This window comes from Acinetobacter legionensis (assembly GCF_057165765.1).
Genome location: NZ_CM169896.1, coordinates 3,455,644 through 3,470,062, shown reverse-complemented (window position 1 = coordinate 3,470,062; position 14,419 = coordinate 3,455,644). Strand labels below are relative to the sequence as shown.

Annotated in this window: 11 protein-coding genes; 7 read left to right on the top strand and 4 right to left on the bottom strand. The window is 37.4% G+C overall.

Annotated features, from left to right (window positions below; genetic code table 11):
- Positions 1-393: 393 nt before the first annotated feature.
- Both AC2G3J_RS15750 and AC2G3J_RS15745 read left to right on the top strand, forming a co-directional pair.
- Complete coding sequence (locus tag AC2G3J_RS15750) at positions 394-2,016, top strand: inorganic phosphate transporter (protein ID WP_336952934.1); 1,623 nt, start codon at positions 394-396, stop codon at positions 2,014-2,016.
- Positions 2,017-2,216: 200 nt separating this feature from the next.
- On the top strand, positions 2,217-3,689 hold the full coding sequence (locus AC2G3J_RS15745) for a capsule assembly Wzi family protein (protein ID WP_234622535.1): 1,473 nt from the start codon (positions 2,217-2,219) through the stop codon (positions 3,687-3,689).
- Between the two features lie 565 nt (positions 3,690-4,254).
- Here the strand turns inward: AC2G3J_RS15745 and AC2G3J_RS15740 are convergent.
- The gene (locus AC2G3J_RS15740) at positions 4,255-4,701 is read right to left on the bottom strand and encodes a GNAT family N-acetyltransferase (protein WP_483770253.1); all 447 of its coding nucleotides are present in this window, start codon (positions 4,699-4,701) and stop codon (positions 4,255-4,257) included.
- Positions 4,702-4,848: 147 nt separating this feature from the next.
- Between AC2G3J_RS15740 and cysD the strand changes: the two genes are divergently transcribed.
- The 3 genes from cysD to AC2G3J_RS15725 all read left to right on the top strand — a co-directional run bounded on the left by cysD (position 4,849) and on the right by AC2G3J_RS15725 (position 8,079).
- The gene (gene cysD / locus AC2G3J_RS15735; protein ID WP_026040334.1) at positions 4,849-5,757 is read left to right on the top strand and encodes a sulfate adenylyltransferase subunit CysD; all 909 of its coding nucleotides are present in this window, start codon (positions 4,849-4,851) and stop codon (positions 5,755-5,757) included.
- A 153-nt stretch (positions 5,758-5,910) separates the two neighbouring features.
- Entirely contained in the window at positions 5,911-7,524 is a 1,614-nt protein-coding gene (gene cysN, locus AC2G3J_RS15730; protein WP_419359196.1) for a sulfate adenylyltransferase subunit CysN, read from the top strand.
- Positions 7,525-7,926: 402 nt separating this feature from the next.
- Positions 7,927-8,079 (top strand): hypothetical protein, encoded by a 153-nt coding sequence (locus AC2G3J_RS15725; protein ID WP_419327635.1) that lies wholly within the window; start codon positions 7,927-7,929, stop codon positions 8,077-8,079.
- A gap of 93 nt (positions 8,080-8,172) precedes the next feature.
- Here AC2G3J_RS15725 and AC2G3J_RS15720 read toward each other — a convergent pair whose 3' ends face one another.
- Complete coding sequence (locus AC2G3J_RS15720; RefSeq protein WP_483770252.1) at positions 8,173-8,721, bottom strand: DUF2239 family protein; 549 nt, start codon at positions 8,719-8,721, stop codon at positions 8,173-8,175.
- Positions 8,722-9,155: 434 nt separating this feature from the next.
- Between AC2G3J_RS15720 and AC2G3J_RS15715 the strand changes: the two genes are divergently transcribed.
- Entirely contained in the window at positions 9,156-10,148 is a 993-nt protein-coding gene (locus AC2G3J_RS15715) for an NAD(P)H-quinone oxidoreductase (protein WP_419327562.1), read from the top strand.
- Positions 10,149-10,537: 389 nt separating this feature from the next.
- Here the strand turns inward: AC2G3J_RS15715 and AC2G3J_RS15710 are convergent, their stop codons facing one another.
- A complete protein-coding gene (locus AC2G3J_RS15710) occupies positions 10,538-11,548 on the bottom strand; it encodes a zinc-binding alcohol dehydrogenase family protein (RefSeq protein WP_419327564.1) in 1,011 nt (336 codons plus the stop codon).
- A 926-nt stretch (positions 11,549-12,474) separates the two neighbouring features.
- Here AC2G3J_RS15710 and AC2G3J_RS15705 point away from each other — a divergent pair.
- Entirely contained in the window at positions 12,475-12,975 is a 501-nt protein-coding gene (locus AC2G3J_RS15705) for a hypothetical protein (RefSeq protein ID WP_336952925.1), read from the top strand.
- Between the two features lie 96 nt (positions 12,976-13,071).
- On the opposite strand, the gene AC2G3J_RS15700 is transcribed toward AC2G3J_RS15705, so the two are convergent.
- Positions 13,072-14,412 carry a CitMHS family transporter gene (locus AC2G3J_RS15700; protein WP_004722773.1) on the bottom strand — a complete coding sequence of 447 codons (1,341 nt, stop codon included), beginning with the start codon at positions 14,410-14,412 and terminating at the stop codon, positions 13,072-13,074.
- Between the last annotated feature and the right edge of the window lie 7 nt (positions 14,413-14,419).

Here is a 14,419-nt window from a genome sequence, read left to right as displayed (position 1 = left end):
TAGGGCAATTGTTGGCGTTAAACTTGCTTGGATTAGGTAAGCGGGATTTATTGGAACATATGTAAAAATAAAGTTAAAAGTATGTTTGTTTTTTCATCAATTTGTCATAAATTTCATGAAAAATAGCAATACCAAATGATAAATAGTTCAAATTGATCTGAAATATTACAAATATTATTTCAGATTAAAATAAAATATTTTGCTCAAGTTATATTGGTTTTATTAGTTTAAGATACTAATTATAAATAATAAAAATATTAATTTTGTCGCTTATGTAGCGAAACACTGAGGTGAAATAATTATAAATTTCACTTCATATGATCTCTATTTGTCATATAATTGTCACAATTTAATTGAACAATAAGCGCATTCTAATATTCGCTAACTTTCTGCATGAATTCGAATTTACCTCCCGTCACAGATTCTGCACAGTCACCTAAACCCGTTCAATCGACGAATGTGCACGTCCCTACACCGAAATTTTTTATGCCGGTGTTTCTGACGATTATCATTGCTACCTTAATCTACATTGGGGTGCAAGTTAGTGCAGATTTAGCACATGTTCCACCGTTAAGCCTCTACTCAGTGATTCTTTTAGCGACAGCGTTGTTTATCGCTTTGGGTTTTGAGTTTGTAAATGGTTTTCATGATACAGCCAATGCTGTAGCAACCGTGATTTATACCAATGCATTGCCTGCGCCTGTAGCAGTCATGTGGGCAGGCTTTTGTAACTTCCTTGGGGTAATGGTTGCCAGTGGTGCAGTTGCGTATGGAATTATTGCATTGCTTCCTGTTGAACTGATCATGAATGTAGGCAGTGGCGCTGGTTTTGCTATGGTTTTTGCCATGCTAATTGCGGCGATTCTGTGGAATTTAGGCACTTGGTTCTTAGGTATTCCGGCATCAAGCTCTCACACCTTGATTGGCTCAATTTTGGGTGTAGGCATCATGAACTACATTTTGCATGCTTCAACGGGTGCAAGTGGTGTAGACATGGATCAAGTGCTTAAAGTGGGTAAAGCATTACTGTTTTCTCCTTTGATTGGTTTTGCATTTGCAGCAATTGTATTTTTGATTGTTAAAAAAATATTTAAAAAGCAACTTGAGTTGTTCCAACCCCCTGAAGGCAATAAACCACCACCACCATTGATTCGTGCGGTTCTGATTTTCACCTGTACAGGTGTGAGCTTTGCACATGGTTCAAATGATGGTCAAAAAGGTATGGGGTTAATCATGTTGATTTTGATTGGTATTGTGCCTTTGGCTTATTCGTTGAATAGAGGATTAGACCAACAGCATTTACAGTCATTCTCACAATTGTCTGGTCAAACTGCGACGGCAATTTATGCACAGCATGCCGATATTCCAGATGAACAAGCGCGTGTAACCATCACTAAATTTATCCAAACCAAAGAAATGAATCCTGAAGTTGTTCCAGCATTGGCCAGTTTGACTGATCATTTGGGCGAGCGTGTTGGTAAATTTGGTGATCTCAAAGATATTCCAGAAGCTGAAGTATCTTCATTACGTAATGATATGTACTTAAGCACCACGGCTTTTAAACGCTTGGATAAAGCGGATCAACTTCCAAAAATGGATGAAGCTCAAGGCAAAGTGGTAAAAGAGTATCGCAAAAACTTAGATTCTTTCCTCCAATATATTCCAAACTGGGTAAAAGTTGCTGTGGCATTGGCATTGGGTTTAGGAACAATGGTGGGATGGAAACGTATTGTGGTTACTGTGGGCGAGCGTATTGGTAAACATCATATGACCTACGGTCAAGGGATGTCTGCTGAGCTTGTGGCAATGTCGACAATCGCTGCTGCAGATGGCTTTGGTTTACCCGTTTCAACGACTCATGTACTCAACAGTGCGGTTGCAGGAACCATGGTCGCCAATAAAACTGGATTGAATTTTGCAACAGTCAAAACGATTCTTTCTGCATGGATTTTTACCTTACCTGCAACGATTTGTTTATCAGGTGGTTTATTCTGGCTATTTTTAAAAGTATTTTAATTTAAAAGTTAGAGATGGCGATTTTTTAAAAATTGAATGATCGTTATTATCTGAATTTAAAAGAAAAAGAGTGCACTTTGGTGCACTCTTTTTCTTTTGGATAATGGAATTTTAAAATATGAATAACACAATTTCACCATTGAAAAAAACTTATAAAAAAATTAAGGTGTGTTTGTAAATCAAACTTGAGAACAATGAGCATGTATTTAAGAAAATCACTTTGTGCTGCTGTATTACTTGGAATGTCTTTACCTGTATTTGCACAGGGAATCGTATTAAATAATGAAGATCTTCGCACAGATTTGAACTGGTTAAATCAACAAGGTGTGATACAAATCAGTACATCGACTTGGCCGATGAGTGGGGATGAAATTCAACGTGCCTTATCTCAAGCAAAAGTTTTAAACAATACTCAACAAAAAGTTATTGATTCAATTCAAAATGCCTTAAAAGCAGATAATCAAACTGCAAAATTAGGTTTATTTGCCGAAACTGATCAAAAAAATATTCCTCAAGCTTTTGGGGATAGTGCAAAAGCACAATATGTGGGTTCATTAGAATTCAATGCGGGTGGCGAGAATTGGGATGCAAAGCTTCGTGTCAATGGTGAAAAAGATCCGCAAATTGACAATGGTCAAGATGTCAATGTGGAAGGTTCATATATTGCTGGGAAGTTATGGAATCAATGGGTTATTGCGGGTCAAATCCCAACATATTGGGGGCCGGGACATGATGGTAGTTTGATTCGTGGTGATGCCAGCCGTCCTGTGTATGGCTTTACTGTACAGCGTGCTGAACAAAAGGCTTTTGAATCTAAATGGTTGTCTTGGATTGGTCCTTGGCAATATCAAGCATTTGCTGGACAGTTAAATGATTATACGGCTGTACCTGATGCACGTTTAATGGGATTGCGCTTAACTGCTCAACCTTTACCTTATTTGGAAATCGGTGCATCACGCGCTTTCCAAATTGATGGAGAGGGTCAACCAGGAAGTGCAAAAGCTTATTGGAATGCTTTTATTGGAAAAGACAATGAGTGTGCAGATAGCACTTGTACGGGGGTGGGTAATCCATCCAATCAGCTTGCTGGATTTGATGCGCGTTTAAATCTTCAGTCTTTGCTGAATGTTCCTATGAGTTTTTATGGGCAATATATTGGTGAAGATGAAGCGGGTCTATTACCATCTAAAAAAATGTATTTAGCTGGTGCTGACTATTCATCAAGCTTTAAAAATTTACCATATCAGCTTTATGTTGAATGGGCGAATACAGAAACAAATGGTGATCCATTAGGTGTTTCTTATAGTCACCATGTCTATAAAGATGGTTATTACCAACAAGGTTTCCCATTGGGACATGCAATGGGTGGTGATGGTGAAATGATTTCTGTCGGTGGTGATATTCGTTTTGATGTGATGAATCGTTTATCTGGTCGTGCACTGTATGCCAAAGTTAACCAATCTGCTGCTCTCTTTGGTGATAAGCAAATCAACTTAGCCTTCCCAGAAAAAGACAAAATTAAAGCATTAGATTTAACTTGGACACATTATATTAAACCGACCATGCCATTAAAAATTAATGGTTGGGTCAGTGATTCTGATCTACATGGCAATGATGCAGGTGCTTCTGTAGGAATCGAAATTCCTTTAGATAAAGCATTATTCGGCCATTAAGACCTGAGTTATCGGCTGTATATATCTAATTTTAAGCATATACAGTTTGATAAGTTGGGACTAAGCTAAAATCGCTTCTTTAAATTCTAGAAGCGATTTTTAGTTTTTGATTGTTGATTGAATTATTTGCTACACAGATCTTTAATATTTTTAAAGGCTGACTTGAAAAAGGTGAGCCTTTTTTATGTTTAGGCTTGATCTTTTTCAAGCGTGAGCATTTGACGGTCATTATTAAATGAATTACATCTATTAGGGTCTGTTGACATTTCATAAATGGCTTGCGTTGTAGGTTAAAATTGAGCAGGCAAGGCATGAAACGAAGAGAATAGCGAGACTATTTACGAGTTTCATAACGCAGACTGAGATAATTTTAGCCACAACCCTGAGCAAGAACAAAGCACTGCTTTGTTTGCAGCGCAAGGCGCAGCGGGGGACTAGAGTGTTTTTTGCTGCTACATCGTTACGAACAATTTATTTAGAATGACTAAATTTCATATTTCGTGCCTTGTATCATCTAAAAATCACTCGTAGTCGCAAACGTAGACGAATTGTCAACAGACCCTAGTTATGTTAATACCTTTTTATATTGGATAAATCCTGTTTTACTCGCAATACGATCATAAAGGTGTTGGGCGCTAATATTGTATTCTTGAGTGAGCCAATAAACACGGTCAAACTTTGTTGCGCAGACCAGATAACAATGCTCAATTAATTGTCGTGCTAAACCTCGATTCCTAAAAGCTTCATCGACAAATAAATCTTGTAGATAACAATAGGGTAAATCTGTCCACATGCTCATATGTGCAATCAAATGTACAAAGCCAACCACTTGACCATTTACTTTGATGGCAAAACCAAACATATCAGCTTGTTCAGGATTTGTGATTCGCTTCCAAGATAATCTTATTTGTTCATCACTGAGTTGTGATTTATAAAATGTTAAATAGCTGCGCCAAAGTGGAAGCCATTGCTCAAAATCAATCTGTTCTAGTGCAATAATTTGTGTGGTCATGCCGATCTCTTGTTGTTGCTTATGATGTTTTTATATATGAATATAAAAAAACAAGCAAAAGGGTTGAGGTGTAAATCACTATAATGAATATAAATTTTAATATGTGTAATAAGTACACGTTTTTGTGAGCTGGTGCTGTCAATGCCTATATCTGAGGAAAGACTTACTCATCTAAAACAGCTTGAAGCTGAGAGTATTCATATCATCCGTGAAGTTGCTGCTGAGTTTGAAAATCCAGTGATGCTTTACTCAATCGGGAAAGACTCAGCTGTCATGCTGCATCTTGCTTTAAAAGCATTTTATCCTGCTAAACTTCCTTTCCCACTGTTGCATGTTGACACAGGCTGGAAATTTAAGGATATGATTAAATTCCGTGACAACATGGCAAAAGAACACGGTTTTGATCTGATCGTGCATCAAAACAAAGAAGGTAAAGATGCAGGCGTAAATCCATTTGATTATGGTAGTTCAAAATATACCGATATTATGAAAACCCAAGGCTTAAAACAGGCTTTGGATAAGTATCAGTTTGATGCTGCATTTGGTGGTGCACGCCGTGATGAAGAAAAGTCACGTGCAAAAGAACGTGTTTATTCTTTTCGTGATTCTAAGCACCGTTGGGATCCTAAAAACCAACGTCCAGAGCTTTGGAATCTTTATAACGGTAAAGTCAATAAAGGCGAGAGTATCCGTGTATTCCCATTGTCAAACTGGACTGAGTTAGACATTTGGCAATATATCTACCAAGAAAGTATTCCTTTGGTGCCTTTGTATTTAGCAGCTGAACGTCCAGTTGTTGAACGTAGTGGTACGTTGATCATGGTGGATGATGAACGTATGCGTTTAAAAGAAGGTGAAGTTCCACAAATGAAATCGGTACGTTTCCGTACTTTGGGCTGTTACCCGTTGACAGGTGCGGTTGAATCAACGGCAACGACACTGCCTGAAATTATCCAAGAAATGCTTTTAGCCACAAGCTCTGAACGTCAAGGTCGTATGATTGACCATGATGAAGCGGGTTCGATGGAAAAGAAAAAGCAAGAAGGCTATTTCTAAGGATTTTTTATATGAATCCCCCCTAATCCCTCTTTATAAAAGAGGAGGGAACTCCAGCAACAAAATGGAGGAAAGTCCTCTGCTATCAAAGGAGCTTTTAGGAGGATTTAAAGATATAGCAAGAGATTTCAAAATATTGTGGAGCTTTGAGCAATGTCTCATCAATCAGAATTAATTAGTCAAGATATCTTGGCATATTTAAAACAGCATGAAAATAAAGACCTATTACGTTTTTTGACATGCGGTAATGTGGATGATGGTAAATCAACGTTAATTGGTCGTTTACTTTACGATTCAAAATTGATTTACGAAGATCAATTACAAGCAGTAACCCGTGATTCGAAAAAAGTGGGTACAACAGGTGATGCACCTGACTTGGCCTTGCTTGTCGATGGTTTACAAGCTGAACGTGAGCAAGGTATTACCATTGATGTGGCATACCGTTATTTTTCTACTGAAAAGCGTAAGTTCATTATTGCTGATACACCAGGACATGAACAATATACCCGTAACATGGCAACAGGTGCATCTACCGCAGATCTTGCAATCATCTTGATTGATGCCCGTTATGGCGTACAAACGCAAACTCGTCGTCATACTTTTATTGCGAGCCTATTAGGTATTCGTAATATTGTGGTTGCGATTAACAAAATGGACTTGGTTGAATTCTCTGAAGAACGTTTCAATGAAATTCAAGTTGAGTACAATAATTTTGTCAATCAATTGGGTGAGCGTAAACCTGCCAATATCATCTTCTCGCCAATTTCTGCATTGAATGGCGATAACGTTGTAAATAAATCCGCAAATACGCCGTGGTATCAGGGTAAAACCTTGATGGAAACATTGGAAACTGTTGAAATTACACATGATGTAAGCAAACATGAGTTCCGTTTTCCAGTGCAATATGTGAACCGTCCTAACCTCGATTTTCGCGGTTTCTGCGGTACAATTGCTTTAGGTGAAGTGAAAGTTGGCGATGAAATTGTGGCTTTACCTTCGGGCAAGAAATCAACAGTGAAAGAAATAGTCACTTTTGATGGTAACTTAGCGCATGCTATAGCAGGTCAGGCTGTAACTCTAACGTTAAATGATGAAATTGATATTTCGCGTGGTAATGTCTTGGTCAAAGCAGGTGAGCAACCGCTCATTTCACGTTCTGCTCGTGCGACAGTCGTATGGATGACTGATCAGCCATTAGTGTTGGGCAAACTTTATAATGTGAAGTTTGGTACACAAACCATTCCGGCTAAGGTTGCGAAGATTAACTATCGTACCAATGTCAACACATTGGAAAAAATGCAAGTTGAACAGCTTGATTTAAATGCCATTGCAGATGTAACGATTGAGTTTGATGCACCAGTGGTATTTGACCGTTATCATGACAGTCGTTATACGGGTTCTTTTATCTTCATTGACCGTTTAAGTAATGTGACTGTTGGTGCGGGTATGGTTGAAGCTGCGGTTGAATGGACTGCACACAATGAACCTGTCACTGCTGAAGCACGTGCTGCACGTTTAGGTCAAAAACCTGCTGTGGTTGCTGTATCTGCTCAAGTACTTGAACATTCGCAAGCTCTTGAAAGCTTGCTGATTCAACAAGGTGTTGTTGCGATTGCAAAAGCAGGTTTATCAAGCGATCAAGTTGCATTGCTTCGTCAAACTGGTGTTGTGGTGGTGACGAATGTTGAACAAGGTGCTGATGTAGTATTTGCTCAAGAAGCAGTTGAAGAATTGGCTGAAAAAATTGTGGAATTGGTTCGTCTTTAACAGATTGGATTGATTGAGAGAAACCCACCATAAGGTGGGTTTTTTCATGCAAAAAATTTAATATATATAAGATAATACTAATCAACATTATATAGATTAAAGCATTTTGAATTTTGCGTTATTTAATACTTAGAGCGTGTGTTTTGCTATAAATAAAGGGATTTTTAAATTACTATTCTCAGCAACAGTCGATGAGTACTTTTTGCAACGCTCAGCTAAATTTATTTAAAACTAATGAGCGGCACGGCTGTGTAAGCTGTAAGATAAGAAGAATTAACATTTATGGAATGTGATCAAAACAGACTTACAACAGCACAAGCAATAAAATTTAGTTTTAAATCAAGTTAAGATTTAATAGTAGGTCATGTAATGAAAATATTTTTCCTGATAGGAATGACAAGCGTGTTGACAGCATGTGCTTCAAACCCACCGAAGAAAATACCTGAGCCGACCAAAGAATGCCATAATTATCATGCAATGATGACGGCACCTATGGATCCGATGGCAATGCAACGTTTAAAACAAACTTGTGAAGAGTCCGAACAACAAAAATAATTTAATGATCAATCATGTGCCGATCATTATAAAAAATGCGCTAATTCTATAGGCTTAGCGCATTTAATTTTTATATAGTTGCGAATATTATAGTTAAAAAGCATGTTGCGTTTTTAAAGTCAAATACGCTCGTAAATCTTTTGGATAGTCTTGAATTAGTGCTAAAAACAGCGCTTGATTACCTTGATATAAAGCACGAGTGGCTTCCTCATAATTTGGCATATTGCCTGACATTGCTGACATAAAACGATCAGTTGCCTGTTTTGCCAACATTTTATTGCTTGCTGAATTAGGGTTATTTAACTCTTGGTCAATCAATTTTCGAATCACAGCAGATGCACTAGAACTTTGTTGATCTAACCAATCCCAATGCTTTTGCTGCAAAGTGATTTCACGAGAAATCACCCCTAATTTAGGACGGCCAACTTTTTTAACCGCTTCAGGTTTAGCATAACGTTGTTGAATATCTGCTGTAGATCCGATGGTATTAACATCAATGGCTTGGCCCGTTTGATCATTAAAAATCAACACAGGTGTGGAGGTGTTTTGTTGAGTCTTAATGGTTAATGCTACGTTTAACAAAGAATCAGTGATTAAACGCTTATTGCCAACAAAGGCAGAGTAGGTGTTTTCAGTATTCATTTTAAAACCTTTGAATATTTTTATCAGGGTAAAACTAATTCGTGTTTGAATATTATCAGGGTAAAATTAAATTAGCAAACAAAAAATGATCAATATAGTTTTTTGATGCCTAAAAACGGTAATAAAAAAGCATGTAAATCTTTAAGAATTAAATGCTTAATTGTCAAAAATATAACGATTAAAAGCGATAACCTATTTTTAAATCATAAGTGAGCGCATGGTGATCTGTAATTAACAACATAGTTTGTTTTTTTCATCTTTGTTTTTATGTCTTTATCCGTTTGGTGCCATTTGTATAAATATTTGAAAATTATATTTTTGTAAGGATACCCACTATATTTTGTAGACATTGGTGGTGAAATATTTGCACATGCACTGGTTTATGTTCAAATACAGAAAACATGAAAAGTAATGAATGGAATAGGAAAGAAATTATGTCTACAAATAATATGCAACAGGTCATTATTACAGAACCTGGTGGTATAGAAAAACTGGCTTATGAAACGGTAGAAATTCCTCAACCCAAAGTAGATGAAGTTTTGATTAAAGTCCATGCATTTGGGATTAATCGCCCCGATATTTTACAGCGTCAAGGCTTATATCCTATGCCAAAAGGGGTGACACCTGTTCCTGGTTTGGAAGTTGCTGGAGAAGTGATTGCAGTGGGCGAAGATGTTACTTTATTTACTGTGGGCGATAAAATTTGTGGATTAACCAATGGTGGTGGCTACGCAGAATATTGTGTCGTGCCAGAATCTCAAACCATTCATATTCCTGAAGCTGTAAGTTTTGTTCAAGCTGCAGCAATACCTGAAACTTTCTTTACGGTATGGGCCAATGTTTTTCAAATGGCACATGCCAAAGCAGGTGAAACACTATTGGTACATGGTGGTACAAGTGGTATTGGTACAACCGCATTAATGTTAGCGCAATCATTCGGTTTGAAAAGCTTTGCAACTGTAGGTTCAGATGAGAAAGTTCAAGCTATTCGCAATTTGACTGATGCAATTAATTATAAAACTCAGGACTTTGAACAGGTCATTACTGAAAAGACCCAAAATGAGGGTGTTGATATTATTCTTGACATGGTTGGGGCGCCTTATCTAGATCAAAATCTAAATCTACTCCGTAGAGATGGGCGTTTGGTCTATATCGCATTTTTGGGCGGTGCAAAGGCCAAAGAGGTAAAATTGGGACAGATTATGATGAAACGCCTCACTATTACCGGTTCAACTATGCGTGCACGTACAACTGCTGAAAAAGCTGAAATTGCCAAAGGTTTGATGCAACATGTCGTCCCATTGTGGGCAAAAGGGGAATGTTTACCAATGATTTATAAAACATTTAAGTTTGATCAAATTCAGGCTGCGCATGCATGTATGGATACAGGTGAGCATATTGGTAAAGTTGTGGTGGAAGTGATTTAAGATAAGTTTTCTATTTAACTTTGTGATTAAACTATTTCTCTAAAAGTTGATTCTCATTATTAAAGAATTAGCACTACCTCGTATTAGCTTGAAAAGTTTACGTAGTTTTGCGTAGGCGATGGCTCGCTTTTCGTAGGGATTGTCAAACCTTGCGCTGCAAACAAAGCAGTGCTTTGTTTTTGCTCATGTTGAGCGAGGGGTATAGGGCGTACCCCTCGCTCAACCGCGACATCCATGTCGCTAAGCTATCGATACACTATGTATGATTAAATGATGAAAAAATGTTCAATTTATATTTAATTCATTAAATTGATTGATATTCACAGGGTCATTTAAATCTTTTTATAAACCTTTAAGCGATTCTTAAAAATTAAATTTTATTCGAGTGGTTAAAAGCCTGCTAATACGATCTTACCAATGCTTTTACCTGACTCAATCAGTGTATGAGCTTGGGATATATGTTCAACATTGATTTGACCGAGGTTTTGTCCCAAAGTGGTTTTGAGTCTTTGGTCATCAACTAATTTTGAAACTTTATTTAAGATATCACCTTGGCGGCTGAGATCTTTGGTCAGGAATGTAGAGCGAGTAAACATCGATTCCCAATGAACTGAAACAGACTTAACTTTAAACGGGTTAATGATAAAGTTTTCAGGATCATCAATTAAACCAAAATGACCTTGGGGTGCGATCAAATTTGCAATGGCTTGTGTATATCGCCCTGTACCGTTAATTGAAAAAATATAATGAGGTAGCCCAATATTCAAGTCTAGAATTTGCTGTTCTAAAGGTTGGCTATGATCCACAATATAATCTGCGCCAATTTCAGTCAGCCATGCTTTAGATTCAGGGCGGGAAGCTGTAGCAATCACTGTAAATTCAGTCAGTACTTTTAACAATTGAACTGTAATAGAGCCAACACCTCCTGCAGCGCCAATGACTAAAATCACAGGTTTTTCAACTTTGGTGTCTTGGATTTTTAAACGGTCAAATAACATTTCATATGCGGTGAGCGACGTTAAAGGCAACGCTGCGGCTTCTGCATCACTCAATGATTTCGGTTTTAATCCAACGATACGTTCATCAACCAATTGGAATTCAGCATAAGAGCCTTGTCTTTGGTTTGAACCCGCATAAAAAACTTCATCACCCACTTTAAAATTTTGAACATTTTCTCCGATTGCTTTCACAATTCCAACCGCATCATGACCCAAAATTTTCCAAGTATCATTTTCTGGCGAAGTACGCTGTCGCATTTTGATATCGACTGGGTTGATTGAAATGGCTTTAACCTCAATCAGTAAGTCATGACCAGTTGCAACTGGCTGTTCGATTTCGATTTCGGAAAAAACATGGGCTTCTGAAATTGCGAATGGTTTTTTATAAGCAATAGCTTTCATAAGGTTTCACTTTTTATTGGCATATCAAATCAATAGCAAAAAATCCTCAATTAAGAAAGAAAAAAATTGTCAGTTTATGCTTATTGATAAGATTTTATCAAATGATCTTAATCAAGAAATTTGGACAGTAACAAGCGTATACGCAAGATAAACAATTGCCAGTATATGTAAAACGGTAGAGTCAACCAATTTTCATGATTCAAGGTGCGGTTAAATGTTTGTCGTCCCTTTTGATAAGCCGCAGGGTAGCAAAATATATTCAAACCACCTAATTATTTATACAGGCGATTTCTATTAAGTCATAGATCATAAATGATGCTTATGTTTTTATATGAACTATTAGAAACCAATGATTATCGATTCATTTTTTGTACTTTTGAATCCTAGATGATTATCCTAGCGCGGGGCGACAGGGATGTCGCCATTGAGCGGTGGTGTAGGATGTACCCTCGCCCAATATGAGCAAATACAAAGCACTGCTTTGTTTGCAGCGCAAGGTTTGACAATCCCTACGAAAAGCGAGCCATCGCCTACGCAAAACTATTTAAACTTTGAATGTAAGGTATGGCATGGCAAGTTTTTTTATAATCAAACAATTTATTTTCCATGCAATTGATTTAATTAAAAATATTATTTAAGAGCAATTATATTCTTTTGGCTGAGCTTTTGACAGGTTGACTATATGAGTAAAACTGTTGCCAGCACAAGGACAGAGGTTAAGGTTGTTGAGCAAAATAAAAATAGATAAGATATAAGGCAGAATAAAAACTAATACAGGCAAGTAGGGCTAAAACAGCATTAAAATATTATCCTTTATTGTTATTTGATCAGCTAGAGATACATCGCCACAGATTAACATTATCTCTGACTTAATTTTAAAATTGTGCGAAAATAGGATTTCTATTTATTTTTGTTTTAGGACTCCCATGACAGATTCTTCTGCTTCATTAAGTGATATTGAAATTTTAGACATTCTTCAGTCGATGAAATCGGATGAATTGAATGTTGAAGCACAAAAAATCATTCGTGATGGTGGAAAAGCTGGGCGTCAAGAAGCACATAAACAGGCATTGGTTGCTTTACATCAAAGCTTTGAAGACAAATTTGTTGAAGCTGTGACTTTGGCTTTAAATTTAAATGAAGCGCAGGCCAAGAAAATTCGTTATAAGAAAGATCGAATCCGTATTTTAAAAGCAAAAGGTATCGATTATTTAGCTCTTGATGGGGCAGAAACCGCTCAAGTGTTATCACAAGTTGCTCAAGCGATTATTCGTGAAGATGCAATCGTGACGCGTGACCTGCATAATATTTTTCCTTTCTGGAAAGAAGGCTGGCCAATGGTGCAGTTTGATAGCGCTTATAAAATTTTAGAAGATGATATTTCAATTCATTATCAAGCATTGCTTGATGTATTGATTCATGCTTAATTGGATTTGATTCTAAATAAATCATTATTTTAAATAGATGATGAAAATAATCTATTTAAAATGAAAAAAGCCGATATTTATATCGGCTTTTTTCTATTAGTGTAGTGTTGAATAGAGTGGGAATACACCGAGCAGCATGGCTGCAACAAGCATTACCAAACAGGTCAGAATCGCCCATTTAATAGTGAACTTTTGATGCTGTCCAAATTCGATACCAGCCAATCCACATAATAAATATGTTGAAGGAACCAATGGTGAAAGTAAGTGTACAGGTTGGCCGACAATTGAAGCACGCGCCATTTCTACAGGTGTAATACCATAATGACTTGCCGCTTCAGAAAGAATCGGTAACACTCCATAATAGAAAGCATCATTCGACATAAAGAAGGTCAAAGGCATACTAATCACAGCAGTAATGGGCGCTAAAAAAGGACCCATACTTTGTGGAATAATCGCCACCAATTCTTTAGACATCGCATCAACCATGCCTGTCCCTGAAAGAATCCCAGTAAAAATCCCTGCAGCAAAAATAATACCCACAACGTTTAGAGCACTACCTGCATGATGAGCAACTAAAGATTTTTGCATATCGACATCTTTATAGTTGACCACCAATGCAATACAAAGTGCAATCATAAATAAGATCGGTAAAGGCAACACGCCTTTCACCAAACAAATCATAAGGACAACTGTCAATAAACCATTGAACCATCTTAAATGTGCACGATTTGCTTCTGGATTACTTGAAATTTGAATGTCATCACCATGACTAACATCAAGTTCAATAATACCTAAGCGTTTACGTTCCATACGGCCATACATAAAACCGACAAAGTAGAGCCAAAGAATAGCAGCGAGCATTGGTAAAACCATTGGCACAAAGATTTCACTGGCTTCTACATGCAGCGCGCTTGCAGCACGTGCCGTTGGTCCACCCCACGGGGTAAGGTTCATGATTCCGCTTGCCAGCATCATTAAACAAGCCATGATCAATGGGCTCATACCTAACTTTTTATAAAGTGGGAGCATTGCTGCTACACAAATCATGTAGGTGGTAGAACCATCGCCATCAAGAGAGACGATGAGTGTCAGGGTAATGGTACCAATAACGACTTTAAGTGGATCACCTTTGACCAGCTTCAAGATAAATTTTACAGAAGGATCAAACAATCCCGTATCAATCATGATGGCAAAATAAAGAATTGCAAAAAGTAGCATTACGCCTGTTGGTGCAAGTTTTTTTACACCATCAAGCATCATTTCACCGAGCTGTTTGATTTCTAAATGCCCAAGGCTGTCGAAATAGAAGCTAAGACCGTAAGCGATTAATGCAAATAAAATTGGAATAAGTGTGAGTGCTGCAAGAGCAGTCATTCGTCTAGACATAATTAAGTACATAAAGCACAAAATCATGCCCAAACCTAATACGGTTAGCATAGTTCGA